The organism is Bradyrhizobium erythrophlei, assembly GCF_900129425.1.
GTDB lineage: Bacteria > Pseudomonadota > Alphaproteobacteria > Rhizobiales > Xanthobacteraceae > Bradyrhizobium > Bradyrhizobium erythrophlei_C.
This window is the reverse complement of the sequence record NZ_LT670817.1, coordinates 1664692-1688688: the sequence shown is the minus strand read 5'-3', so window position 1 is coordinate 1688688 and position 23997 is coordinate 1664692. Positions and strand designations below refer to the sequence as shown.

Sequence of the window (23997 nt, the reverse complement as noted above, 5' to 3'; positions counted from 1 at the left end):
TCCGCTGGCCGCTTTAGCCTGCTCCAAGAGGAACAGATGCCATGAACAACAGTAAGCTTACACTCCGCTCGCTCACGGCCGCGGCCGTCACGCTGCCGATGAAGCGACCGCTCGGTACAAGCGCAAAAAGCATCGACAACGCGTGTCTGCTGCTCGTCGATCTCCTGACCCAGGATGGCATCGAGGGGCGCGCCTATGCGTTCTGTTACCTGCCGTCTATTGCCCGTTCACTTGTCCCGATTGTCGCCGAGCTAAGTGACGCGCTTACAGGGCTGCCGTTGGCACCGCTCGATCTCGCGCAGCGCGTTTCACGTCATTTCAGGCTTCCCGGCGTAACCGGTCCGCTGGCGATGGTTGCTTCATCGGTTGATACGGCGGCTTGGGACGCGCTCGCGAAGTCCGCCGGGTTGCCGCTTGCAAGCTATCTGGGGGCTGACCTGCACCCCATCCCGGCCTACAACAGCAATGGGCTTGGACTGATGTCGCCGGAGGCGGCGGCCGATGAGGCCGAGGCCTTGCTTGAGAGCGGATTTGCTGCTGTCAAACTGCGCCTTGGCCGAGCCGATTTTCATCAAGATCTTGCAGCCGTCAAGGCAGTGCGACGCCGCCTGCCCGATCGGGTGCGGTTGATGGTCGATTTCAATCAGGCGCTGACGTTTTCGGACGCCGTGAAGTATGCATTGGCGCTCGATGTCGAAGGCGTCTACTGGATTGAAGAGCCGATCCGGCATGACGACTACCGGCACATGGCGCTGATCGCGCAGGCCGCGAAGACACCCATACAGATTGGCGAGAACTTCACAGGGCTGCCGCCGATGGCTGCGGCCCTGGCGGCTGGAGCGTCGGATTACGTCATGCTTGACCTTGACCGTATCGGCGGGGTCACCGGCTGGCAGCGGGCGGCGGGGCTTGCCGCCGCCTACAATCGCGAAGTCTCGTCCCATCTTTTTCCGGAAGTGAGCGCGCATCTACTCGCTGCGACGCCAGGCCGTCATTGGCTCGAATACGTCGATTGGGCCAATTCGATTTTACAAGAGCCAATCCAGATCAGGGACGGCATGGCCATCACTCCGTCCCGCGCCGGCAACGGCTTGTCCTGGAACACCGATGTCGTCGCAAAATATAGACTGGACTAAGCGATGGCGAACGCACAATCCCGCTCCGTCCTCGAGACTTTGGCTGTGCGGCAATGGCACGACTACCAGAGGCGCACGCCTGGAACCTATTTCGCCGAAGTACGGGATACGCTGACGCTGGGCGAGGCCTACGCCGTCCAGATGGAGGTCGCGCGTTTGCGCTGCGAGGCCGGCGACGCGGTCGTGGGATACAAGGTCGGCTGCATCGGATCCGGCGTAGTCGAGCAATTCGGCATGAGCGGTCCGATCCACGCACGTCTTTTCCGCAGTGAGATCAGGAATTCCGGAGAAAAGCTGCAGTACAATGCGTACGCCAATCTCGCGATCGAGGGTGAGATGGCCGTTCGCATCGGTACGAACGGTGGAATCGAGGCGGCTTTCCCAGTCATTGAACTGCATCACTTCGTCTTTCGAGGACCCCGGAAGACGCTTGCAGAACTGATCGCCAATAACGGGATCAACGCCGGCGCTGTGATTTCTAGTCGCCATGCAACCCTGATGCTCGAGGATTGGACGACCGCCCGGACCTTGTCCGTTGTAGTTAACGGTGTGACGATCGATGCCGGAGCGTTGTGGGCGATGAGAGGCGGTGCTACCGAGGCGATCGAATGGCTCGGCCACGACCTCGGTCGCTTCGGCGCCTCATTGAGACCTGGGGACCTCGTGTTGGCAGGCACGCCGCTTGGACTGAATCCGGTAAAGCCTGGTGACCACGTAATCGTTTTGGTCGATGACCGCGAATACGCGGCGTGTCGGATCTCTTGATTCCGCCTTGCAGTTTTGCGCAATCGTACCTCGATGAGGCGACCGCGTGGGCTATTTGGTGGATAGATCTGGCTGCGTTTCAGCTCATTGGTGTCATAACGATCCGCCGAAAAGGAGATCGCTCTTTCATCAAATCATACCAACGCAATACGTTCGGCAGGTCAGGATGATGGATGTCGAGCGCATACCAGCGATGAACTGTCGCTGCGGCTGGAATATCGCCCATGGAAAAGGCATCGCCGGCGAGGAATGTACGGTCAGAGAGCCTGGCATCGAGTATCCGCAGAGCTGACAGAGACAGACTTTCGCCTTTCGAAATGACAGCCGCATCGCGCTGCGACGGCGGCGCCCTTATCAGGGCGATGAACAATGGGCGCAGTGCGGGCCAGAACACAGTCGCTTGCCAGTCCATCCACCGCTCTGCGTCAAATCGCGTTGCGATATCGGCCGGGCAGAGCCGGCCATCGCTATGCTTTTGCGCGAGATATCTAACGATCACGTTCGATTCCCAAAGCTGAATGTCGCCATCGTCGATGGTGGGGATGAGGCGGTTCGGATTCATGGAGATATACTCCGGGGTGTCGGTCACCCCGAAGTTGTTTCCGGCATCGATCCGTTCATAATCCAGATCGAGCTCGTGGCAACACCAGAGCACCTTCTGAACATTGATCGAATTAGTCCGGCCCCATATCCTGAGCATTCACAGCGCCGAATGATCGCGAACCGCCTCGCCGAGAGCTGACTTGAGGTCAAGGAAACGCTTGTCGAGCGCCGCTGGATCCTCGCGATTCAAGACTATCATCTTGGCGCGCGCTTCGCCGCCGCGAATGACCTCAAAGGCGTTTTCTTCAATGCCTGCGATAACGGCATCGGCAACCGCCGCAGCCGGTTCATGCGTGAAGCCCAACTCAGGCCCGGCACGTGACGAGCTCATCATGGGCGTATCCGTCGCCCCCGGGTAGACTGTCATGACATGCACGCCTTCGCCGTTCAGTTCGCGGCGGAGCGATTCGCCGAACTTCGCCAGCCCACTCTTGACCCCGGCGTAGGTTGCGTAGAATGGCGCGGCAACGAGCGCGATACCCGAGGTGATGTTGACAACGAGACCATTGGTGCTTGCCCGCAATTTTGGCAACGCCGCGCGCGTCAGCAGGATCGGTGCCACGAGGTCAACCTCGACCATGGTCCGTATCTCGGCTTCGGTTGTATCCTCCAGCCGGCCGGCCCTGACGCCGCCCGCGTTGTTGACCAGGACGTCGAGACCGCCGAGCTTCTCCAGCGCAAATTTGAGCGTCGTTTCCCGGCCCTTCTCCGTGCTGACGTCTGCGGCAACGTAGTCAACCCGCCCACCGCCTGCGCGAAGCCGTTCGGCCGCCGTGCTCAGAACATCCGGCCGCCGGCCGGTGATGACAATCTGCGCGCCTTTGGCCAACATGGCATCGGCAATCGCAAACCCGATGCCACTGGATCCTCCTGTGATGAGCGCCCGTTTTCCCTGAAGATTCATCTTTGAACTCGCTTGATGCTGTGAACGTTTATTGAGACCGGAATCGAAAGATCAACTTGCCGCCTTGGCGTAATTCGACGGGAACAGCGCGCGTCGTGTCTCTTCGTCCATCTCTTTCTTGAAGGCATGGTCCTTTCCGACCGCACGAGCTTTCGCCACTGCTGGCCCTGAATCGATCGCGCGGAACCAGCGCTTCAGATTCGGAAACGCCGTCAGCGGATCAGTGTCGCCGGGCAATACGCGCGGTGCCCGATCCACCCAGCCCCACGCCGAAATGTCGCCGATCGAATACTCTTTCCCGACAATGAACTCTCGTCCCTTGAGATGCGTGTCGAGCACTTCATAATGACGTTCGATTTCACGGCGATAGCGGTTCACTGCATAGGCAAGCTTTTCCGGAGCAGCATGCTGGAAATGAACGGCTTGTCCCGAGAATGGTCCGATGCCGGTCGCAATGAAAAACAGCCATGACAGCAATTCCGGCTTATCGGCGGGTGAACCGATCAGACGTCCCGTCTTCTCGCCGAGATAAAGCAGGATGGCGCTGGAATCGAATACCCGCGCTTCCTTGCCACCCGGCCCTTCGGTATCGACGATGGCCGGGACCTTGCCGTTCGGATTGACGGCGCGAAACGCCGGCGTATGCTGTTCGCCCTTGCTGGTGTCGATCGGGATCAACTGATAGGCCAAGCCGGTCTCTTCGAGCATCAGAGCGACTTTCGCCGGATTGGGTGTTGGATGGAAATAGAAACGGATCATGCGCTTTCTCCCGTTGCCTTGAGTGATGGTTTCGATTGAGGTGAAGAAGCAGCCAGCATCACGCCTATGGCGATGACGCAGACGGCGGTTGCGGATGGCAATGACGGAACTTCGCCCAGAACCGGGATCGCGACCACCGTGGCAGCAACCAGCACCAGCGCGACGATCGCGGCTGCGGCTCTGGGGCCAAGTGATGCGACGGCGCAGTTGAAAGCGAACATCGCGACCACGCTCATCATGAAGCCCTGATAGAGCGATTGAAACAACAGCTCTCGACCGGACGCGTAGCGGAGATTCGAGAGGCTCAACCCGATGTAGATGGGCACATAAAAGACGGCCGACCAAAAACAGATCAATGCCGCAGCCTGAAGTGGAGTCAGCCCGTTTCCGCGCAGGCGGAGCGTATAGGCGGCCCACATCGCCGCCGCGACAATGAGGGTCAGGACTCCGGCTGCATTTGGGCGACCTTCGGTCAACGCATAACCGTAAATCAGAACCGAAAGCCCGGCTGCAATCAGGATATATCCGGATATTTGCGGCCCGCGTGGCAGTTCGCCCAGCATCGCCCATCCAATCGCTCCCGCGAAAATCGGCATCAATGCCGGAGTAATTGACGACGCCAATGTCGCAGATGTGAGCTGAAGCCCGATACCGACGAGCAGAATGAAAGGCGCGCCCCACAGAGTGGCGAGTGCTATCCCTTGAGTCCATGCGCGGATCGGCAGCCGCGACGGACCAACCAGCAGTGTCGGGGTCAGCAGAATGGCCCCTTCACCGAAGCGCAGCCCAGTGACATCCCAGACGTTGAGGGCATGCCTGAAGCCGACACGCGTGACGACGAACCAGCCGGAGAGGATAGCGACCGACAGGCCGGCCCAGGCAAATCCCGGCGCAATCGTCCTCAAACTGGATTGGCTTGATCCCAGGGCAGGCTTTGTCATTTCGATCACAGTTGGGTTCATCGGATGACGATTGGCATTCGTCGACATTGGCAGAGACTGAACGATCCCGCTCTTTTCATTTTGGATCATTCGTTCTATATTGCATCATTGGAAGTTTCTGGCAACTGCACGCTTTTGTGACTGAAAGAAGCGCGGACGTTGCAGGCCTGCATCGGAACTCACGGCCACGATGAATCGATGGGCCGGCGCACATTCGGAAGGAGCCGCAAATGATTGAACTGTACTACTGGCCGACGCCGAACGGGCACAAGATCACGATCTTTCTTGAAGAGGCCGGACTCGGCTATCGGATTCATCCGGTCGATATCAGTGCCGGCGATCAGTTCAAGCCAGAGTTCCTTGCGTTCTCGCCGAACAACAGGATGCCTGCAATCACCGATTCCAGCCCTGCCGACGGGGGCGAGTCGATAACCGTTTTCGAATCCGGCGCCATTCTCACCTATCTCGCAGAAAAGACCGGGCGCTTCCTGCCGACCGGTGTTCGCGGTCGCAAGACCGCCATGGAGTGGCTGTTCTGGCAAATGGGCGGCCTCGGCCCGATGGCCGGCCAGAATCATCACTTCGGTATTTATGCGCCGGACAAGATTCCCTACGCTATCAATCGATACGTCAACGAGACGAACCGCTTGTATGGCGTGCTCGATCGAAGGCTGAACGGGCGCGAATTCATCGCGGGATCGGATTATACAATCGCCGATATGGCGGCTTATCCTTGGGTCGTGCCATGGAAACGGCAGCAGCAGAATCTGGACGATTTCCCGAATCTCCGCCGCTGGTTTGACACCCTTCGTACGCGGCCGGCTACGATCCGAGCCTACGCTGTGGGCGAGCCCTATTCAAATCGGCCCGCTGTCACCGAGGAAGGCAAGAAAATTCTATTCGGACAGACCGCGGCGACATCGGCCAAGCGATAGTTCGGTTCTGCCCGCGGTGGGAGCCGAAGGCCGGGTTTGGCTAACCCGCCGGCGCCGTTAGTTCGATGGCGCAGCGGCTACCCGATAAAGACGTCCGGTTCGGTCGAAATCCTCGACGGTCCAGGCACCACCGACACCGCCGATCATCCACCGCAAAATAGCCCAAAGGTCCCGGTCCAACGTGTCGCTATCGATCGGTTCAAGCGCGTCGACGACTGCGCTGATTTCGACGCCAGATGGGAAGGGCTCGCCACTGCGGCCGATGAAGATGAGCATGTAGACAATTCCGGACGGGGCGCGAACGAAACCGGGCTCGGCAAGCCCTTTGTGATCGAGACCGAATATGCGGATAAAGAAATCGCGGAATTCCGGGTAATGCCCGATACGATCTTCCGCCAGGCCGAAGGCCAGTCGCTTGCCATTCAGATCCGCTTTTCCGATGACTGTTACATCCGTCATTGCGCCGCCTCCCTCTTGTCGAGCCGGTCAAGAAACGACCGGATCAGATCCGCAATTTCAAGAGCGGAGTCCTCTTGCAGGAAATGACGACCCGTCACCAGATACGGACCATCGGCGTGCGGAATCATCTGCTTGAAGCGGCTCGAGAAGGTCGCGGCGTCGAAGACCTCGTCCTCACGGCCCCAGATGATCATGGTGGGAAACTTTGACTGCGACAGTTCTTGCTCGAGCCATTTGAAGCGCTGATAGGCCCGCGCATCCTGATCCAGCGGAATCCAACGGGGCCAAACCCATGTCAGTAGCCGGGTTGCAGGGTCCGGTAGTACGCCCTCGTAGGCCGCCTGCGCCGTGCGGGCAAATTTCTCGCGATCGACGACTGAAAGATAGACGCCACGGCCCGCCAGCGCCTTGTGACGGCCAAGAAAATACGGACCCACAAGCGGCGCATGCATCATGCGCCAGGGAAAGATGCGCGTATGAAATTCGGCGGGAGGCAGCGGCCATGCCCACGTGCTCATGATGGTGAGCGCGCGAATACGGCTTGGGTTGCTCATCGCAAACGACAGGCCGGTCGGTCCGCCCCAGTCGTGACAAACCAGCGTGATTTTCGACAGGTTGAGTTGCCGCATGAGCGCAGTCAGATTGGCCGTATGGCCGTCGAGCGAGTGATCCTGTTCACGAACAGGCTTCTCCGACAGACCGAAACCGATCATGTCAGGGACGATCACCCGCCGTCCGGACTTGACAAGAGGACCGATGATATCGCGGTACAGGAATCCCCACGTCGGGTTGCCGTGCAAGAGCACAACCGGATCGCCCTCACCCTCGTCAATGTAGTGCATCCGCCAGCCATTGACGTTAGCAAAGCGCGGCGCATACGGCCATTGCCCGCGAACTGCGGCTGGCAGCACATTGTCAGCTTGGATTGTCACGATCCCTCCCGCAATATTGTTCGGCGGTTTTTTGCCCTGCTGGCGCCTGGACATCGGAATGAAACAGCCTAGATTATTATAGATCACCTGATCTATAATAAAAGACGGCTTCTTCAAAGCCCAAAAACGGCATCTTCAACATCCGTGGTTAGGCTCGGCGTGCGTCCGGAGCGCGGGCCAAAGTATCAGAATAGCAGCGGAAGTGAGATATTGCCTTTTGAAGCGGTCGCGCCAGATGGTATTGGGTTGTTCCCTGTGTATAACCGATGCGGATGCGGTGAATGGAAAGGCGTTAAAGATCATGGCAAGGCCGCGAGAGTTTGACGAAGCAGCAGTGCTTGACGCGGCGATCCGGCAATTCTGGCTTCACGGTTATGAGGCCACCTCTGTGCGCGACTTGGCCGACGAGATGGGCATTGCCGGGGCCAGCCTGTATAATGCATTCGGCGACAAGCGAGCCCTCTTCGAGCGCTCGCTCAATCGCTATCTCGACCAGACCTTCCGCGAGCGCATCCGGCGTCTTGAGCACAGCCTTCCCCCGCGGGATGCGATCGTCGCGTTCCTGCAGGAAATCATCAAACGATCCTTGAACGACAAACGGCGGCTGGGTTGCTTGCTGGTCAACTCCGCGCTCGAAATCGCGCCGCATGACGAGAAACTCCGGCAGATCGTGGCAACGTTCCTGAGCGAGGTCGAATCGTTTTTTCTTCGATGCGTCACCTCGGGCCAGCATGACGGGACCATTCCGCATGCTCAATCGGCGGAGGACCTCGCCAGACTTCTTTCGGGTGTTTTACTTGGCATTCGCGTGCTTGCGCGTGCTCGACCTGACCGCAAGCTGCTGGAGGGTCTGGTGAGACCGGTGTTTGCGTTGCTCGACAACCCCGTTCCAACGAAGCGCCCTCACAAAGCAGGGCGAGTTGGTAGGTAGTTTTCCATTCCGGTTCATTAAGCCCTGGGTTTCCAATTAGCGGCACAGTGTGATCGCCCCATCACCGATAACAGGCTTCCAACGCCGCGGCGGCGCGATAAAGCGTCATCTCATCGAGATGACGCGCAATCAGCATCGCTCCGATCGGGCGGCCATCCAATGTCTTGCCCACGGGAACGGAAATCGCGGGATGCCCGGTCACGCAGGTCGGCGCCGTGTTGGCGACCATCTCGAACGCGCGGCCGATGATCTCTTCGCGGCTCGCGTTCGGGCCCGGCAACGGTGTTGTCGCCATCGGCGTCGTCGGCATCAGCAACAGATCGACCTCACCGAGCGCCCTGTTGTAATCCGCCGTCAACAATCGATTGAGATTCTGCGCCTTGCCGTAATAGCGCCCCCGGTTACGCGACGACATGTAGTGACCGGTCAGGATGCCGAGTTTCAACGTCTCTGATAGCTCGTCGGCGCGATCGCGCCAGCGCGCGTGGGCATCCAGCAGGCTTTCAAGAAATACACCCTTCATATTGGTGCCGTAAGCGTTACCGCGCATCATGAGATCGGTCGCGCCTTCGAGGAAGATCGGCGTCCAGATCGCCGCGCCCGCGGCATGAAGCGGGACTGAGGTGTCATGGACATGCGCGCCGGTGTGGGCCAGGCGCTCGGCCGCTTCACGCACGCGCTTGTCGACTTCGGCCTCCGCGCCCAGCAGGCCGAATCCTTCCGGCACCACGCCGATGCGCAGACCGGCGACGCCTTTCGCGAGCGCTTGCGTGTAAGGTTGCGCCGGCGCACCGGACTGCCGTGGGTCCAAATGATCAGGACCCGCCATGACCTCGAGCATCAGCGCGTTGTCGGCGACGGTGCGAGTGATCGGACCGGCGTGATCAACCGTGAGTTCAACGGCGAAGATGCCTGTATAGGGGACCAGCCCGTGCGTCGGCTTCAATCCGACCGCTCCGCAATAGGAGGCGGGAATCCGGATCGAGCCGCCCTGATCGCCGCCGGTCGCCATATCCACCAGATTTGCCATTACCAGAGCTGTCGAGCCCGACGACGAACCGCCCGCGTTGTGACCCGGCACAACTGGATTCTCGACAACGCCGTTGGCTGACGTGTGACTGCCGCCGGAGGCGCAGTAGTACTCGCAGACCGACTTGCCGAGAATATCCGCGCCTTCGTCGAGCATTCGCGTCACGATAGTGGCGTCCATCTCCGGCACATAGCCTTCCAGAATCGACGCGCCGTTCATCATCGGCACGCCGGCAACACAGACGTTGTCCTTGATTGCCACCCGCTTTCCGGTGAGCTTGCCGCGCCGCGCCCCTTGAATGCGGCTCTTCACCGCCCACGCGCCGTAGGGATTGTCTTCCGGCTGAGGGCGTACTCCAAGCGTCCGCGGATACTTCACTTCGGGCAACGGCGCGACCATGTCGTCTACGAGGTCGTAGGCGTCGAGTTGACCCTGCATCAGGCCATGAAACGACACGGCATCGGCGTCACTCAGATTCAGGCCGAGTTCGCGCGCGGCCTGTTGCAATTCCCCTACGTTCGGACGACGGACCGTCATGAAGCCTCACATTGCCTTCCAATCGCCCGCTTCTTCACCAATGCTGTCTAAAGCTTTTACACAGCGGCAACTCAGCCGCATAATTAGTTATACGAATGATCGATATCGGATTTTACTATTATGCAATGGCACTTGATCGAGGTTGAAGACAAGGTCATTAAGCTGATGGGATTGCGCGGTCGATCGATAGCATCAAAGAGGTGGTCGCGCTAAGAATGTACTTCGGACGAAACGGTGCAAAGAAAAGAAAGCGTTTCCGTCGATTCTCGAATCGGACGCGACGGGCAAGGTCGCTTATGCCGATATTCGCCAAGTGCTCGGGACAAGCATCGCTCATCGGTCCACACCGTGATGATCGGCGGCCGCATCATGTTTCATGACGGCAAGCTCCTAACTCTCGACGAAGGCCTGCTGCGACGAGATGCCCAGGAGGCCGCGTTGAGGCTGGATGCCGCTAAACGACGTCGTTGCGCTGGCGGGAGCAGCGTCTGTTGCAAGATTTGTAGGGATGTTCTGCGCGGCTCAGAGGTGCACGGGTCACTCTGTGCGGCGGACTCTTGGCGTCGTTTGCGAAACCTAGAGGCACGGCATTTTCAAGATTTCGTGTGAAGACTGCCTTGTTGTTCGTTGTGCACCCGCAGGACGCGCCCGATAGCCCTCCAGGCAGGCAAATTTAGGAAATCCGACCAAAATCTCCGCTAACGCTCCCGCTCAAGAGACACTCCCGACGGCAATCAAGTGTAACAAAGCGGCCCGTGATTGCGAATACGGATGAACCCAACACTGGAGGATTGCCATGCTGTCGCGTCTGATGACTTCACTCGGCCTCATCGCGGGTTTGTATCCTGCCGCCGCCATTGCCGCAGAACGACCTGTCGTCGTGGAGCTGTACACCTCGCAAGGATGCTCATCCTGCCCACCGGCGAACGCTTACGTAAACGAACTATCCAGGGATCGGCGAGACGTCTTGGCGCTCGCCTTCCACGTCACTTATTGGGACCGTCTGGGATGGAAGGACCCGTATTCGCTGCAAGCAGCCACGCAGCGCCAGGACCAATATGGCCACCGTTTTGGCGATGGATCTTATACGCCGGAGATCGTCGTCGATGGCGCTGCCGGGCTCGTCGGCTCGCACCGCCGGGATGTCGGATCAGCCATCGAAAAAGCGAAACGCGAAAGTCGCACCGCCGCGGCGGTTAGCGTCACGAAGAGCGGCGGGGAACAGGTTTCCATACAGGTCGGCTCCGGCAGCGGCTCCGGCAAGATCCTTCTCATCGGCTTTGATCACGACCATACCACAGCGATTGGCCGCGGAGAAAACGGCGGTAGGACATTGCAAGAGGCGAACATCGTCAGATCGATCCGCTCGGTCGGCCAATGGTCGGGAGCCGCTCTCCAGATCAGCGAGCGGTTTCCCGAAGGGCAGGACGTCGCTGTTGTGCTCGAAGCGCCTGATGGCCAGATCATTGGAGCTTCCCGACTGACGGACGGCTCGACCTGATCACCTGACGTTTTCCCCATTGGTCTACGAACCGGCCCGGCTGCCTTCATCGCGAACGTGAAATTCGAACGCGCTTGCTGGAGGCTACCGGCCGTCACTCGACGGCATCGTAGACTGACATCGATACTGTCCTGGATGCATCATGGTTCTCGCTCACCTCCGTGCTCTCGTTGTGCTGTCGGTCGGCTTATTAATGTGGACCGGCAGCGCCCGTGCGGCTGCCACCAATTGGGTGGGGGACAGCCAGGCGGTGGTGCGCCTGATCACAGCGACGGATAATATCGCTGCCGATTCAACCCTCGAAGCAGGCTTGGAATTCCGGTTTGCCAAGGGGTGGCACGGTTATTGGCGAACCCCGGGAGACGCGGGCATCCCACCAACGGTCGACTGGTCTGCTTCAGAAAATATCTCAGGAGCTGAAACTTCCTGGCCTGCTCCACATCGTCTCGTCATCGATGAATTGCAGAACAGCGTCTACGAAAACGACGTGGTTCTTCCGGTCAAATTACATCTAAAACAAGCTCACACCTCGGCCCGAGTCAAAGCGTCGATCGAGTACGCCGCGTGTTCGGAAATCTGCGTACCCCTTGAGGCTGAACTCGCTCTGCCGTTGCCAACCGGAGCCGGGGGGCCTTCTGCCGAGTCCGTGTTGATCGACTCGGCCCGAAAAAGTGTGCCGGGTTCGACGGAAGCCGCGGGGATTGATGTCATCCGCACTCGGTACGCGGGCACCGCATCAGAGCCAACCCTGGTGGTCGACCTGCAGAGCAAGGTTGAGGCGTTTGTGCGGCCCGACCTTTTTGTCGAGGGCGCCGGGAATGGAATTCCGCCGGCGCCGAAGGTCGAGCTGCAGGACGCAGGTAAGACTGCCCGTCTGACTGTTCGACTCGCTGCGTTGCCACCGCCTGACCGTCCGTTGACATTAACACTAGTCGACGAAAATCGGGGCGCCGAATTCAAGGGGCCCACCGGCACAACGACCGGCGAGCATAGTTCGGCATTTTTCGCCGCACTGCTTTCAGCCGTCCTGGGAGGCCTCATCCTCAATCTCATGCCTTGCGTGCTTCCAGTGCTTTCGATCAAGCTTTTTGCATTCACCCGACAGACAGGCGGTGGCTTGCGCGATGTTCGATTAGGTTCAGCAGCAACGGCTTCCGGCATCATGATTACCTTCCTGCTGCTGGCCGCTTCATTGGTCGGACTAAAATGGTCGGGCGCAACACTCGGCTGGGGCATACAGTTTCAGCAGCCATGGTTCCTGGCGGGCATGGCGGTGCTGACGGTCTTGTTCGCAGCGAGCTTCTTTGAGTGGCTTCCGATCGGCTTGCCAAGTTCGATAGCGACCATAGCGTCCAAGCGGGCCAGCGGACCCATGCTCGAGGCTTTCCTCGCTGGCGTGTTCGCAACTTTGCTGGCCACGCCTTGCTCCGCGCCGTTCGTCGGAACAGCCGTGGGCTTCGCATTGGCGCGCGGGCCGTCCGAAATCTTTGTAATCTTCCTGTGTCTCGGCATCGGAATGGCGCTGCCCTATTGGATGGCCGCGTTGTTTCCTGGCTGCGTTCGTTGGCTTCCACGTCCGGGCCCGTGGATGCTTGTTGTGCGAAAGTTTCTCGGCATCTTGATGTTGGGGACGGGGGTCTGGCTGATCTTCGTGCTCTGGAGCATAGCGGGTGCGTGGATGGCGGCGATCACGACCGTTTTGCTCGCGTGCTTGCTCGGTTACCGAGCCTCGATCAGTGCCCCGGTCAAAGGCCAGATTGCCGCCCCTGCGTCGCGCAGTTCCGGATGGATCACTGCCGCACTAGCCGTCGTACCCATTGTCGTCAGTTTGTCCGCGGTTGGCCCAGTTTCGCAAGCGGCGGCGGGACAAGAGTGGCAGGTGTTCAATTTGGATGCACTAGCTGGGCTTATCGCCGACGGCAACACCGTACTGGTGGATGTCACTGCCACGTGGTGCCTGACCTGCAAGGTCAACGACTTGAGGGTCCTGGAGAACGCGGAGGTTCGTTCGCGGCTTAAGCAATCACACGTCATAAGAATGCGCGCCGACTGGAGCCGGCCTGATCCCCACATCGCAAACTATCTGCATCGCTTCGCGCGATATGGTATCCCTCTCGACGTGGTATACGGACCTAAACTGCCGCAGGGCGAAGCTCTTCCCGAGCTGCTGACTACGAATGTTCTCTTGAATGCGATAGATCGAGCGTCAATCCACGACTACGACCGCAAATCAGCGGATTCCAAGTCGCGATAATGTGCCCCGTCGAATGGGCTCGAGATCGGTGCTTCCCAGCCTTGTCAATTAATAGTACTTCGTTCAGCTGCATCGGTCAGGTAGTTTTCAAGAGCTTTCGATGCGTCGTCGGAGGCATAAAGACCATGTCTCGGCAACACATATTTCGCGTTGTATTCGCTAGTATTATACGTGAGCCGGACCCGGTCCTGATTGTCCTGCCAGACGAGCGCCTTCATCGGCAGATCGATTGCCAGGGTAGCGCTCTTTGTCATCGGAAGCGTCCCCGCTTTGGGGTTGCCGAAAATGATGACCGTTCTCGGCAGAATGCTACGATCAGGATCTTTGTCAACTTTGCGATTGTTTCTCCCGTGCCGCTGGATATGAAAAAATGTGGCCATCAGCGGGGTATTACCCTGCCACCCTCAAAAACGAGTCGTAATGTTCGTCAACCACTGCGGAGACATTTCAACGAGCCCGGCTTCCAATGATCTGTCGAAACCCGTTACGACCAACAGCCCTATTGCGATCAGGAACAGTCCGAGGGCTTGTTTCATTGCTTTGCTGGTAGCCGACATGCCGCCACGCCAGCGCAACAGGAGCTCACGAGACATCGTGCCAAGCAGCACAAGGGGTAACCCGGCGCCAAGACCAAAAGTCAGCATCGTCAAAGCCACAGCGCCAAGATTCTTACCTTGTGCCGCAAAAACGGATGCTGCACCAAGTGTTGGTCCCACGCAGGGGCTCCACGCCGCCCCAAGAAGGAGACCTACGCCGAACTGACCACCCAGCCCTGACTTCGAAAAGCTGCCAGAACGCTGGTCGACCCAGTCACTAATGGGTCCACCAACAACCGCGACGCGCATCTGAAATGGAGGCACGAGCAGGACTGCACCAATCAAGATCATCCCGACAGCGGCAATGTCTCGGAACCAGCCACCATCATACCCCAGCGCAAAACCGATTGTAGCAACGAACAACCCTATGGCGATAAAGGACAGGGAGACCCCGCCGGCAAGCGCGACCGGTCCCCACCTGTGCTCCGAAGCAGCCGCGCCTAGTACAATCGGCAGCAACGGCAGCACGCAGGGTGACAGGATTGAAAGTAGGCCCGCTAGAAACGCGAGTCCCAAGCCAACAATCGACATCCGTGCCTCAAGTCGTCTTATCGAGCAAGGCTGCAATCGAACTGGGGTTCGTATCTCCAACTGAGCGGCCCGTCTCCTGGGAGCCCTTGAACGTAATCAGCGTGCTCTGCATTTGGGCTCCGAAAGCTTTGACCGCATCTTTTTGGGAATCGAAGTCCACCCGAAAGACCATCAAATTCTTGAATTTATCCTGCTTTTCAAGATCACTCAGGATCGGTGCTTGCGCCTTGCATGTCGGACACCACGTTGCGTGAATTTCAACCAGAATGGGTTTTCCGGCAGCCTGCGCTGTTGCGAAGGACTTGGCATCGTAATTCAGCTTTTCTGCCGCGCGCGCTCCAAACGCGACTGCGGACATGACGACAACGGCAGACAGAACGGAAATCAGCTTCTTTGGCATTGCTGGCACCTCGAACAGATTAGAACACGCCCACATTGCAATTCGAGCGAAAATGCCCAAACGTTACGGGGTCCAGAAAATAATCGTGAGAGGTTCCAACCGGCCAACAGTACCAAATTAGAAGCCGCGCCAACCCTCCAGGCTTGTCCAACTTCGCTAACCAATGCCTAATGCAGCACGGCTATCTGTTCGGAGGAATTCCTTTGAACGATGTCTGCTCGCCGCTTCGTGATCACTGAGGTGTAATTATCTGTATCGCCCATCGTACCTCCCACGAGACGCATAAGCGAGGCGCGTCCGCCTGGCAAGAAAGTGCCTGATAGAGAGAGATTACGATGCGAAAGGCAATTCTAGTCATTCTCGGTGCGACGCTAGTTTCGGCATCTTCATTTCAGATCGCTGGAGCAACCGAGTATCACCACGTACGTCACCCACATAGAGTGAATAGTGCGGTGATAACTCAGCAATTCCGAAACGCTCACGACACCGTGGTTTCACCGTCCCTTGCACCAGAACGTTATGAGGGGCACGGATTGTCCGCCCCCGCAGGCCGCAGCTAGCTAATACAATAGAAATTGGGTCACTATTGCAAATGATTCGCCGCCAGCGACCGCTCGTGGCATGCGCGCCGATCATCAATTTTAATTAGCGCGCCTACGTTGCCGCCAAGCATGCCCATCGTTCTTAGATCTTATCGCGATAGAGTGCCGCCAGCGATTTCAGGGCGCGATGCAGCGCCACGCGAACGGCTCCCTCGGACATGCCGAGGCGCTTCGCTGTCTGCGTTACACTCTCGCCCTGGACTGAAATGGACATCACAATGGATCGCTGGACGTCTTTCAGGCTTGCGAGCATCCGCCGAACGCTATGACCTTCAGAATCCGCCTCCGGGTCGGTCGAAGCCAGCGTCTCGATAACGCTCTCGATGGGAATATCGATTCTCCGTCCGCGGCTGCGGAAGGCATCGATCACCTTGTTCCGAACGATCGCCGCCAGCCAGGGTCCGATCGGACGCGATTGATCCCAAGTGCCGCGTTTGAGGTGCATCGCGAATAGGACATTCTGGACGATGTCCTCAACTTCGGATCTCGAAATTCCGAGCTGCGAACAACGCTTCGCCGCGGCTCCCCGAAGGAATGGCGTGAAGGATTCGAGAAATTGCCGGTAAGCGGAAGCGTCCCCGCCAATCGCCGCGCGCATCCATGCCGCCCATCGCTCCTCGCGCGAACCAAATTCCACGCGTGTTTCTTTCCGGAGCTGCATTTCCTTCTTCAATATGTGCGCGCGTCGATCAGTCAAGTCCTGGCAGCAGCTTACCGATCGAAGAAACCGCCGATGCCTCCAAAACTGCCAAACTCATCAAACTCCCGTAATCATATCCAAATTCCGTCTGGGAACTGCCGTCGGCCAGCCTGCGCAATTTAGACCGTACGCTCTAGAAAGCAAGATCGCGCGGCCGCTTTTGGGGAAACAGCGGAAATTCCTCGTAACCGTCTCGCGGACGCACGAGGTTCCCTTGCGAATTGGCGGCGCCTTACTGTTGCTCGGCGTAACACTTCGGGCGCAGAAAACGAAAGGGGATAATAGAGTACTGCAGAATTCCAACCTGCATCTCGCGGGTTGCAAGCGGTAGTGCTTGGAGAGCTGATGTGAAGACTGAAATGCTCATCCCTGGTGCAGGACGTTCCGGTCGGGCGGAAGCTCGAGCGGTCTGTCGGACTGGCAATGACGGCCGGCAACATCATCGCGGGGATCATGTTTTTTGGCGCGGTCGGATTCCGTTCCGACATCATGTACGCAATGGAAACCACACGATTTTTGCTGAAGTTCGCGGTAACCTTACCGCTCGTCATGACTGCTACGGCGGCCATCCTGCGCGCAGCCCGGCCAGGAGCAACGTTTGGCCTGTCGGGATGGGGGCTGGCGATCGCGCCGGTGGTTTTGGTGACAGCAGCTCTCGTCGAAATCATGGTGATTCCGTCATCTCACTGGGTCAGGACGATCATCGGTTCGAACGCGCGCAATTGCGTGACGTTAATTCAGATTCTTTCCCTTGGTCCCCTGGCCTGCCTCATCTTGGCCTTGCGGGAAGGCGCTCCCACCAGGCCGGGTTTGACAGGAGCACTTGCTGGCCTTGCGGCGAGCGGCATAGCCGCGACATTCTACGCGACGAACTGCACGGACGACAGCCCGCTATTCGTCATAACCTGGTATCCCCTTGCAACCAGCGCCGTGGTGACCCTCGGCTACCTCTGCGGACTTCGATTTCTTCGGTGGTAGAGCCGCTCTGCAAGAGGCCGTCGGCGCGAGCGACGGGCCAGGCGCCGAGGGCTCGGTCTTGCGCTGCGTTGTGGAAGCGGGAAGATTTTGGCGACGCTTGATTGAGCGACCTCAATCCCGAGCTTGAGCGATTCCATCACGTCATCAACTCGAATAAGGTTTTCGGTACACACAGCGAACCTAGTCGCAACGCTCGCAGTTACATGGTGCCGGCGGTTATTGTCGCCAAACGACTGTGAAAATTTCTACGAATTCACCACCTTTCAAGGACCCAAACAGCAGGTCCGTTTCAGCACTTTCAGTAGTAGAGGCCGCGCGCTGGCCAGCAGTATCGCGGAAGGCGTACGGTTTTCATGGACATCAAACAGCTGATCTACGAAGCCATCCGACACGCTAAGACAGCGCCCTATCGCTGCTATATGGTTTTTGAATCTATGCCGGCTTTCGCTCGCTCCGCCTGCCGATATTGCTCGATGCGGCTTTTGAGTCCCGGCCGGCTGGCGCTCTCCACCAAAGCCGCGAGATCGGCCGCACGCGTATCCGTCGCGGTCAGGTTAAGCAACATCGATTGCGATACCCGCTCCAGCATGGCGGCTTTCTCACCTATCGATTGGAGAAGAACCGGCCAATCCTCTTGTCTTGCTGTTGCCGTCACAAGACCCATCCCGAGTGCTTCATCCGCCTTGAGCATCCGGCTGCTGGCAAGAACGGAACGCGCCGCGTCCGTGCCAATGCGGCCAACCAGCCGCCGCGTTCCGAGCGCAATTCCAAATCTCCAACCGGGCATTCGAAAAACGGCGTCGGGCTCGGCAATACGCTCCGAACAAGCGCAGAAGATATCGCATCCCGCTCCGAGGACCTTGCCCTGAGCCAGGGCGAGCGTAGCAAACGGCGCATGCGCGATGCGTTGCAACAGCAACTCGATACGAACCAGCTTGAGCAGCAGGTCACCGTCGGTTTGCCGCTCAAGATCGCCAAGGTCGAAGCCGGAGCAAAAATTAGTCCCCTCGCCTCTGAACGTTACCAACGTGGTGCCGTCCGATTCAGCAGCGCCCAAGGTGGCAATTAAGGCCTCCACCAGCGTGGCGCTCAGGGCGTTCGATTTTGCCGGACGCTTCAGCATCATGTGCAGGATCGATCCATCGCGCATGACTGCTAGTTCGTGAACGGAAGATGTCATATCGATACTCTTCAATGTGATTGGGCGCGCCGGCCGCCTGACTTTGTCAGTCCCACAAGACCGCCCTCCACAATCACGCACGTCCAACCTTCAAAGGCCAAGGTCCACCATGCAGCTGCGGCGCCAACGAGGCGAGACCGACCGGTTATGTCGCAGAGTCATGGCGAAAGCCTGTCCGCTATTAAGCGATTTCGACCGGGATCATGTGGGCACGATATTGGCAAGAAGCTCAATCGTCGACAACGATAGGTTCGGCAGCAAACTGCATTCCGACGATGTCGGAATTCACGTCATGACGGGCCAAGTCCCGGAAAAATACCGTCGGCTGACTCATCATCAGCCCACCGACGGAGATCTTTATCTCTCACTGCGCAGGCTGGAGAGAAACGGATCGCCCGCCTTCGATCCCGGCAGAATCGCTTGCATCCGACGAATTATAGTTTCTGCGGTGCGTGTCCGGAAGATAGACAGCGCAGATCGTGGCGATCGTCGCAAGCGCGGCGAGATAGATACTTACCGCGAGCGTCGTTCCATACTGATGAAACAAGTATGTCGCGATAAGAGGGGCCGGGCCGCCAGCCGTGATCGACGACAACTGATATCCGAGCGACGAGCCGCTATATCGCACTTCGGGCGGGAACGCTTCCGCGATAAACGCCGGCTGTGGTCCATAGGAAATATCGTGAACGACAATCGACATCACGATAGCGAGCACGATGATCGCGGTGTTTCCAGAATTTAGCATCATGTAATAAGGGAACGCGAAAATTCCTAGAGTCACCGCACCGATAATATAGAGTGAGCGGCGGCCGATGATATCCGACAGATATCCGAATAGTGGCACGCTGATGAGCGACACGCTGCAGGCCAGCAACAGCGCATTAAAAAGCAAATCCTTTGAAATGTGCAATGTGCCGACGCCGTAGGACAAAACGAAGGTCGTGAACAGATAGAAGGCCGCGTGCTGACCGGAGCGGATGCCGCAGACCAGCAGAATTTCGCGCCAGTACTTCCTGATCGCGACGCTGACCGGCGCCTTCTGGATCGTTCCGTTTTGCTCCATTCTCTTGAAGGCGGGCGTCTCGTGAATGCCGACGCGGATGTAGAGTCCCACGCCGATCAACACGATGCTGAGGAGAAACGGAATTCGCCAGCCGATGGTTTCGAACCATTCGGTCGTGCCATATTTGCTCACAGTCGTGAGCACGATCAGTGCCAACAACAACCCGAGTGGAGATCCGAACTGCGGCCAGCTTCCGGCCAGCCCGCGTTTCTTGTCGAGCGATTTCCATTCGGTGGCAACTGCAACGGCGCCGCCCCACTCACCGCCCACGCCGAATCCCTGAAGCAACCGCAGGAAGGTGATGGCGACAGCGCCCCAGATGCCGATCTGGTTGTATGTCGGAACGAGACCGACGAGTACCGTGCTGACACCCATTAGCAATAGTGTGGTGACGAGCATCGCCTTTCGTCCAATACGATCACCGAAATGACCGAAAACAGCCGCCCCCACCGGGCGGATCACAAATCCCAGGAAGAAGGTGCTGAGTGATAGCAGCGTCGCGGAATAAGGATCGGTTTGAGGAAAAAATAGCCTTCCCAATACGGTCGCCGCGACCAGCCCGTAAATATAGAAATCGTACCATTCGATCATCGAGCCGACCGTCGAGGCAATCACCGCCCGACGTGCGTGCCGCTGGGTATCCTTGTCTCCTGCGGTGTCTTGCACTCTCATATTTCCCTCCCGTTGTCGCCAATATTTATTCTGCTTTTTATTGGTAGATATTTTCAGAGCCTCAACCGAGAGCGTGTTCTCTCCGTCTTAAAACCTTTTTGCGGCCGCCACTGCTCGCGCGGCGGCGCGATACCCCTGTCGCCGATGTCGCGATCGCGAACGCGGAATGCATCAGCCAAGGTCGCGTGTTTTCGACGCCAAGCTCCCTTCGGTGCCGAGCCACTCGCAGATCACCTCGGCGGTATGTTCGCCGAGTGCCGGAGGCGCCCGATAAACCGAGAATGAAAAATCGGTAATCTTGACCGGAAATCCCACCGTGCGCGTTCGGACGTTGTTCGGCAGATCGAGCGGCTTGATCAAATCCATGGCCTGAACGTGCGGATCGGCGAGAATGTCCGCATAGGTATTGATCGGAGAGCACGGCACGCCTCTGCCGTCTAATTCAAACAGCCATTCCGCGACGCTTCGCTTGAGGAATTGCTCCTGAAGAATTGCCGCCAGCTCCGTCTGTCGCCTCGCCCGATCGGACTGGGTCTTGAATTTCACATCGTCCGCAAGGTCGGACCTTCCCACCGCGTGACAGACTTCGCGCCAGAGAATGTCGTTACCCGCGGCGACGATAAGATACGCATCACTGGCCTGAAACGCCTGATACGGCGCGTTGCGAGGATGCGAGGAACCGAGCCGTTTGCCTGGCGACCCAGTGCCGAAATATTCGCTGGTTTGCAGAGCGGACACGCCGAGCAAAGCGCCCAGCATCGAACAGTCGATGTACGCGCCCTTTCCTCCCGCTCTGACTCTCAGCAACGCCGCCAGAATGGCGTAAGCACCGTACAAGCCGGCACAAAAATCACCGACCGGCACGCCGCATTTAACAGGGGGCTCACCCTCATTGCCCGTAACGCTCATCAACCCGCTCATGCCTTGCACAGTGACGTCGAAGGCGCCTTTCTTGGCGTACGGACCTTGTTGGCCGTAACCCGAGATCGAGCAGTAGATCAGTTTATTGTTTTCCGATTTGACGTCTTCATAACCGAAGCCAAGGCGGGGCAACACGCCGGGTCGGAAGTTCTCGATCAGGACATCGCATTCCTTGATGAGGGCTTTCGTCAGCGCGATTCCATCACTGTCTTTCAGATCGACGCAGACCGACCGTTTATTTCTGTTCACCGACGCAAAGTTTTCACTGAACGTCTCGCCCTCGCCGTCGGAAGTTAACGGCGGCCAGTTTCGCATGCCGTCCCCACCACCGGGATTTTCAATCTTCACAACATCGGCGCCGAGATCAGCTAGCAGAGAGCCCGCAAACGGGCCCGCTGCGATCTGACAGAGTTCGAGGACTCTGACGCCGACAAGCGGGCCGGCACCTCCCGCTCCTGTGAGGCTATCGTGCATCATCGCTACTCAGCGGCAACCCTATGCGGATGAACTTCCTGCTCGCGCATCAAATCCTGAAAAATCACGCGCGCGCGACGAATGGCAAGATCCGGTTTCAAGAACACTTCCTGATAGCCGTCCTCAGGGTATTGGAACATGCGCTGCTGCTCTTCCAGAGCGAACTTGTCCTCCTTCACGACATCGGGGAACATTTCAGCGATGTGCGTCGCGGTCTGCTTGTCCGGGAATGTCATCGACATGTGATGCGCCGGAACGTTGATCATCACCCACCAGACGTGGCGCTTCTCGTCTATTGGGGTGTGAGTGTGAACGAGAACATACCCACGCTCTTGGGTGTTCAGATCCAGCGTGCCCGGAAATTCGCGGACATGGTCTCGCGTGGAAAGGTGGCCGACCGGGGCGTTCCGCATGACAACACGCGTGGCGGCCGGGCTCATCATGCAATGGGTGTGATGCCGGTCGACAGTGTCGTAGTGAAACCAGTCGACGAGAAAAGGGGGCTGTTTGTAGTTGGTGACTTTTCGAATGGTCATTGCATAGCGATTGCCGCCTTCTTCACCCTCTTCTAGATCGACGGGAATACGGCTGTTTTCAATGTCGCCGATGTTGCCGTCGTGAAGCGGATAGAAATGAGTAATATCGAGAAGATTTTCGATCAGCAGAAGATAGTTGGCTGGAATCTCCATCGGTCCGACAATTTCGGTTTTCCAGTCGTCTGAGCCGACTTCCGGCAGGCTCGGCGGCTTGCGCGTCTTTGAAACTTCTACGTCTCCCGGCCAGAGCCACACCAGGCCATCCTGCTCGATGATCGGGAACGGACGAACGACGGCCTGCGGAGAAATCGGCCCCGTCGGGTGGGATGGGATCATCACGCATTTGCCCGTCATGTCGTATCGTAAGCCGTGATACGCGCACTCCAACGTGCCGTCCTTCATCATGCGTCCCTTCGACAGCGGGAATCGCTTGTGAGCGCAACGGTCGTCATAAGCGACAAGTTGCCCCTGCTTGGTCCGCCAAGCCACGATGGGCTTTTTAGCGACGACGTGGCCGGTCAGCTTTTCCGTGGGAAAATCCGATGCCGTCCCAATCATGTACCAGCAATTTTCGATGCAAGCGTAAGTCGCGAGCGGCTGAGCGTTATTTGCGGTCATCTTTGTCCTCCGAACTGTCGTGACACGATTTTCATGCTAAAGATCGAGCGTTAGCGAGGGACTCTCGGCACGCGCGCAGCAAATCATCAGGAACTTCTTGCGCTCCTCAGCGCTGAGCACGCAGTCGCGATGTTCAGGCACGCCCTCCACGTATCGCGTGATACACGTTCCGCAAAAGCCTTCGCGACAATCTGTTTCGATGCTGTAACCACGCGCGCGCAGCACATCGACGATTGTTTCCGATGGGCTGACATCGAGGACTTCGCCGGTTTTGCGGATCGCTATTTTGAACGGATGATTTTCGTGAACGGTGTCAGATTCCGGCGCTGAGAAGTACTCGAAGTGAACCGCATGCGGCGGCCACGCGCCGAGATTCTCCTTAATCGCCGCCATGAAACCAGGCGGACCGCAGAAGTAGATGTGCATTCCCGGAACGTAAGCAGCGACGAGCGCCTTGATGTCGAGACCTTGCGAAGGATCGCCATTGTCGTGGTGAAGCCGAACTTTTTTGGCTTCCACACCCGGACCGAGATCTTTAAGAAACGCCGTGTTCTCGGGGGTACGCGTGCAGTAATGCAGAACGTAATCCGCGCCCTTAGCCTCGAGCTCGGGAATCATCGACATCATCGGCGTGACGCCGATACCGCCGGCGAGCATCATATGCAGGCTGGTTTCCGGTCCGGCCAATGCAAAATGGTTTCGGGGCCCTGAGATCTCGATGAAATCGCCTTCCTGATTCTTGTGCATTGCAACCGAGCCGCCGCGGCCGTTCAGCTTCAGAAGAACGGCGATGCGATATCTGTCTCGTTCGCTGGGAGAACTGGAAAGCGAATACTGGCGGACGATATGGTCATCGAGATGCACATCGATATGTGCACCTGCAGCAAACGGCGGAAGCTCATGGCCAGTGGGATGAACCAGCACAAACGAGCGAATACCTGCGGCTTCGTCCTTTGCGGCGGCAACTCGCACTTTATACTTCAACCGCAGAAGTTGCGGTTGCGAGGAATTTCCGATGTCTACTCGCTCGTTCATCATC

The 23997-nt window shown here is 58.1% G+C and carries 23 protein-coding genes; 7 read left to right on the top strand and 16 right to left on the bottom strand.

Annotation, left to right across the window (positions count from 1 at the left end; genetic code table 11):
* Positions 1 to 41 precede the first annotated feature (41 nt).
* Complete coding sequence (locus B5527_RS08040; RefSeq protein WP_079600819.1) at positions 42 to 1136, top strand: enolase C-terminal domain-like protein; 1095 nt, start codon at positions 42 to 44, stop codon at positions 1134 to 1136.
* Positions 1137 to 1139: 3 nt separating this feature from the next.
* A complete protein-coding gene (locus B5527_RS08035; protein WP_079600818.1) occupies positions 1140 to 1901 on the top strand; it encodes a 2-keto-4-pentenoate hydratase in 762 nt (253 codons plus the stop codon).
* Positions 1902 to 1980: 79 nt separating this feature from the next.
* On the opposite strand, the gene B5527_RS08030 is transcribed toward B5527_RS08035, so the two are convergent.
* Genes B5527_RS08030 through B5527_RS08015 form a run of 4 tightly spaced genes read right to left on the bottom strand, consistent with a single transcriptional unit; the run spans position 1981 to position 5198 of the window.
* Positions 1981 to 2601, bottom strand: coding sequence for a glutathione S-transferase family protein (locus B5527_RS08030; RefSeq protein ID WP_079600817.1), 621 nt, complete (start codon positions 2599 to 2601; stop codon positions 1981 to 1983).
* Complete coding sequence (locus B5527_RS08025) at positions 2602 to 3408, bottom strand: SDR family NAD(P)-dependent oxidoreductase (protein WP_079600816.1); 807 nt, start codon at positions 3406 to 3408, stop codon at positions 2602 to 2604.
* Between the two features lie 51 nt (positions 3409 to 3459).
* Entirely contained in the window at positions 3460 to 4167 is a 708-nt protein-coding gene (locus B5527_RS08020; protein WP_079600815.1) for a glutathione S-transferase family protein, read from the bottom strand.
* Positions 4164 to 5198, bottom strand: coding sequence for a DMT family transporter (locus B5527_RS08015; protein ID WP_197689281.1), 1035 nt, complete (start codon positions 5196 to 5198; stop codon positions 4164 to 4166). Before B5527_RS08015 ends, B5527_RS08020 begins: the two co-directional genes overlap by 4 nt.
* Positions 5199 to 5338: 140 nt before the next feature.
* On the opposite strand from B5527_RS08015, the gene B5527_RS08010 reads away from it, so the two are divergent.
* Complete coding sequence (locus tag B5527_RS08010; RefSeq protein ID WP_079600814.1) at positions 5339 to 6043, top strand: glutathione binding-like protein; 705 nt, start codon at positions 5339 to 5341, stop codon at positions 6041 to 6043.
* Between the two features lie 57 nt (positions 6044 to 6100).
* Here the strand turns inward: B5527_RS08010 and B5527_RS08005 are convergent, their stop codons facing one another.
* Together B5527_RS08005 and B5527_RS08000 are read right to left on the bottom strand one after the other, a co-directional pair.
* Positions 6101 to 6502, bottom strand: a complete 402-nt coding sequence (locus B5527_RS08005) for a hypothetical protein (RefSeq protein ID WP_079600813.1) — start codon at positions 6500 to 6502, stop codon at positions 6101 to 6103.
* Entirely contained in the window at positions 6499 to 7488 is a 990-nt protein-coding gene (locus B5527_RS08000; RefSeq protein ID WP_079600812.1) for an alpha/beta fold hydrolase, read from the bottom strand. Before B5527_RS08000 ends, B5527_RS08005 begins: the two co-directional genes overlap by 4 nt.
* 163 nt (positions 7489 to 7651) lie before the next feature.
* Here B5527_RS08000 and B5527_RS07995 point away from each other — a divergent pair, with 163 nt between their 5' ends.
* Complete coding sequence (locus tag B5527_RS07995; protein WP_338065096.1) at positions 7652 to 8365, top strand: TetR/AcrR family transcriptional regulator; 714 nt, start codon at positions 7652 to 7654, stop codon at positions 8363 to 8365.
* A 61-nt stretch (positions 8366 to 8426) separates the two neighbouring features.
* On the opposite strand, the gene B5527_RS07990 is transcribed toward B5527_RS07995, so the two are convergent.
* Positions 8427 to 9932 (bottom strand): amidase, encoded by a 1506-nt coding sequence (locus B5527_RS07990; RefSeq protein WP_079600811.1) that lies wholly within the window; start codon positions 9930 to 9932, stop codon positions 8427 to 8429.
* Positions 9933 to 10728: 796 nt separating this feature from the next.
* On the opposite strand from B5527_RS07990, the gene B5527_RS07985 reads away from it, so the two are divergent.
* Together B5527_RS07985 and B5527_RS07980 are read left to right on the top strand one after the other, a co-directional pair.
* Entirely contained in the window at positions 10729 to 11433 is a 705-nt protein-coding gene (locus B5527_RS07985; protein WP_079600810.1) for a DUF1223 domain-containing protein, read from the top strand.
* A 142-nt stretch (positions 11434 to 11575) separates the two neighbouring features.
* Positions 11576 to 13687: a protein-disulfide reductase DsbD family protein gene (locus tag B5527_RS07980; protein WP_079600809.1), complete on the top strand. Its 2112-nt coding sequence runs from the start codon at positions 11576 to 11578 to the stop codon at positions 13685 to 13687.
* 44 nt (positions 13688 to 13731) lie between these two features.
* Here the strand turns inward: B5527_RS07980 and B5527_RS07975 are convergent, their stop codons facing one another.
* The 4 genes from B5527_RS07975 to B5527_RS07960 form a co-directional block, all read right to left on the bottom strand.
* Positions 13732 to 14067, bottom strand: coding sequence for a DUF302 domain-containing protein (locus tag B5527_RS07975; protein ID WP_079600808.1), 336 nt, complete (start codon positions 14065 to 14067; stop codon positions 13732 to 13734).
* A gap of 24 nt (positions 14068 to 14091) precedes the next feature.
* On the bottom strand, positions 14092 to 14814 hold the full coding sequence (locus tag B5527_RS07970) for a cytochrome c biogenesis CcdA family protein (RefSeq protein ID WP_079600807.1): 723 nt from the start codon (positions 14812 to 14814) through the stop codon (positions 14092 to 14094).
* A gap of 7 nt (positions 14815 to 14821) precedes the next feature.
* Positions 14822 to 15214 carry a thioredoxin family protein gene (locus tag B5527_RS07965; protein ID WP_079607148.1) on the bottom strand — a complete coding sequence of 131 codons (393 nt, stop codon included), beginning with the start codon at positions 15212 to 15214 and terminating at the stop codon, positions 14822 to 14824.
* A 684-nt stretch (positions 15215 to 15898) separates the two neighbouring features.
* The gene (locus tag B5527_RS07960) at positions 15899 to 16453 is read right to left on the bottom strand and encodes a sigma-70 family RNA polymerase sigma factor (RefSeq protein WP_079607147.1); all 555 of its coding nucleotides are present in this window, start codon (positions 16451 to 16453) and stop codon (positions 15899 to 15901) included.
* A 435-nt stretch (positions 16454 to 16888) separates the two neighbouring features.
* Between B5527_RS07960 and B5527_RS07955 the strand changes: the two genes are divergently transcribed.
* Entirely contained in the window at positions 16889 to 17494 is a 606-nt protein-coding gene (locus tag B5527_RS07955) for a DUF1109 domain-containing protein (RefSeq protein ID WP_276329316.1), read from the top strand.
* A 415-nt stretch (positions 17495 to 17909) separates the two neighbouring features.
* Here the strand turns inward: B5527_RS07955 and B5527_RS07950 are convergent, their stop codons facing one another.
* The 5 genes from B5527_RS07950 to B5527_RS07930 form a co-directional block, all read right to left on the bottom strand.
* Positions 17910 to 18674, bottom strand: coding sequence for an enoyl-CoA hydratase/isomerase family protein (locus tag B5527_RS07950; protein ID WP_079600806.1), 765 nt, complete (start codon positions 18672 to 18674; stop codon positions 17910 to 17912).
* Between the two features lie 364 nt (positions 18675 to 19038).
* Complete coding sequence (locus tag B5527_RS07945; RefSeq protein ID WP_079600805.1) at positions 19039 to 20409, bottom strand: MFS transporter; 1371 nt, start codon at positions 20407 to 20409, stop codon at positions 19039 to 19041.
* A 171-nt stretch (positions 20410 to 20580) separates the two neighbouring features.
* Complete coding sequence (locus B5527_RS07940; protein ID WP_245332535.1) at positions 20581 to 21807, bottom strand: CaiB/BaiF CoA transferase family protein; 1227 nt, start codon at positions 21805 to 21807, stop codon at positions 20581 to 20583.
* A gap of 2 nt (positions 21808 to 21809) precedes the next feature.
* On the bottom strand, positions 21810 to 22958 hold the full coding sequence (locus tag B5527_RS07935) for a Rieske 2Fe-2S domain-containing protein (protein WP_079600804.1): 1149 nt from the start codon (positions 22956 to 22958) through the stop codon (positions 21810 to 21812).
* Positions 22959 to 22994: 36 nt separating this feature from the next.
* Complete coding sequence (locus B5527_RS07930) at positions 22995 to 23930, bottom strand: PDR/VanB family oxidoreductase (protein WP_172842504.1); 936 nt, start codon at positions 23928 to 23930, stop codon at positions 22995 to 22997.
* Positions 23931 to 23997 lie beyond the last annotated feature (67 nt).

Bases quoted from the DNA above. Each gene is read 5' to 3' on its own strand.
- B5527_RS08040 (WP_079600819.1), top strand. From the start codon at position 42: ATGAACAACAGTAAGCTTACACTCCGCTCGCTCACGGCCGCGGCCGTC.
- B5527_RS08035 (WP_079600818.1), top strand. From the start codon at position 1,140: ATGGCGAACGCACAATCCCGCTCCGTCCTCGAGACTTTGGCTGTGCGG.
- B5527_RS08030 (WP_079600817.1), bottom strand. From the start codon at position 2,601: ATGCTCAGGATATGGGGCCGGACTAATTCGATCAATGTTCAGAAGGTG.
- B5527_RS08025 (WP_079600816.1), bottom strand. From the start codon at position 3,408: ATGAATCTTCAGGGAAAACGGGCGCTCATCACAGGAGGATCCAGTGGC.
- B5527_RS08020 (WP_079600815.1), bottom strand. From the start codon at position 4,167: ATGATCCGTTTCTATTTCCATCCAACACCCAATCCGGCGAAAGTCGCT.
- B5527_RS08015 (WP_197689281.1), bottom strand. From the start codon at position 5,198: ATGATCCAAAATGAAAAGAGCGGGATCGTTCAGTCTCTGCCAATGTCG.
- B5527_RS08010 (WP_079600814.1), top strand. From the start codon at position 5,339: ATGATTGAACTGTACTACTGGCCGACGCCGAACGGGCACAAGATCACG.
- B5527_RS08005 (WP_079600813.1), bottom strand. From the start codon at position 6,502: ATGACGGATGTAACAGTCATCGGAAAAGCGGATCTGAATGGCAAGCGA.
- B5527_RS08000 (WP_079600812.1), bottom strand. From the start codon at position 7,488: ATGTCCAGGCGCCAGCAGGGCAAAAAACCGCCGAACAATATTGCGGGA.
- B5527_RS07990 (WP_079600811.1), bottom strand. From the start codon at position 9,932: ATGACGGTCCGTCGTCCGAACGTAGGGGAATTGCAACAGGCCGCGCGC.
- B5527_RS07985 (WP_079600810.1), top strand. From the start codon at position 10,729: ATGCTGTCGCGTCTGATGACTTCACTCGGCCTCATCGCGGGTTTGTAT.
- B5527_RS07980 (WP_079600809.1), top strand. From the start codon at position 11,576: ATGGTTCTCGCTCACCTCCGTGCTCTCGTTGTGCTGTCGGTCGGCTTA.
- B5527_RS07975 (WP_079600808.1), bottom strand. From the start codon at position 14,067: ATGGCCACATTTTTTCATATCCAGCGGCACGGGAGAAACAATCGCAAA.
- B5527_RS07970 (WP_079600807.1), bottom strand. From the start codon at position 14,814: ATGTCGATTGTTGGCTTGGGACTCGCGTTTCTAGCGGGCCTACTTTCA.
- B5527_RS07965 (WP_079607148.1), bottom strand. From the start codon at position 15,214: ATGCCAAAGAAGCTGATTTCCGTTCTGTCTGCCGTTGTCGTCATGTCC.
- B5527_RS07950 (WP_079600806.1), bottom strand. From the start codon at position 18,674: ATGACATCTTCCGTTCACGAACTAGCAGTCATGCGCGATGGATCGATC.
- B5527_RS07945 (WP_079600805.1), bottom strand. From the start codon at position 20,409: ATGAGAGTGCAAGACACCGCAGGAGACAAGGATACCCAGCGGCACGCA.
- B5527_RS07940 (WP_245332535.1), bottom strand. From the start codon at position 21,807: ATGATGCACGATAGCCTCACAGGAGCGGGAGGTGCCGGCCCGCTTGTC.
- B5527_RS07935 (WP_079600804.1), bottom strand. From the start codon at position 22,958: ATGACCGCAAATAACGCTCAGCCGCTCGCGACTTACGCTTGCATCGAA.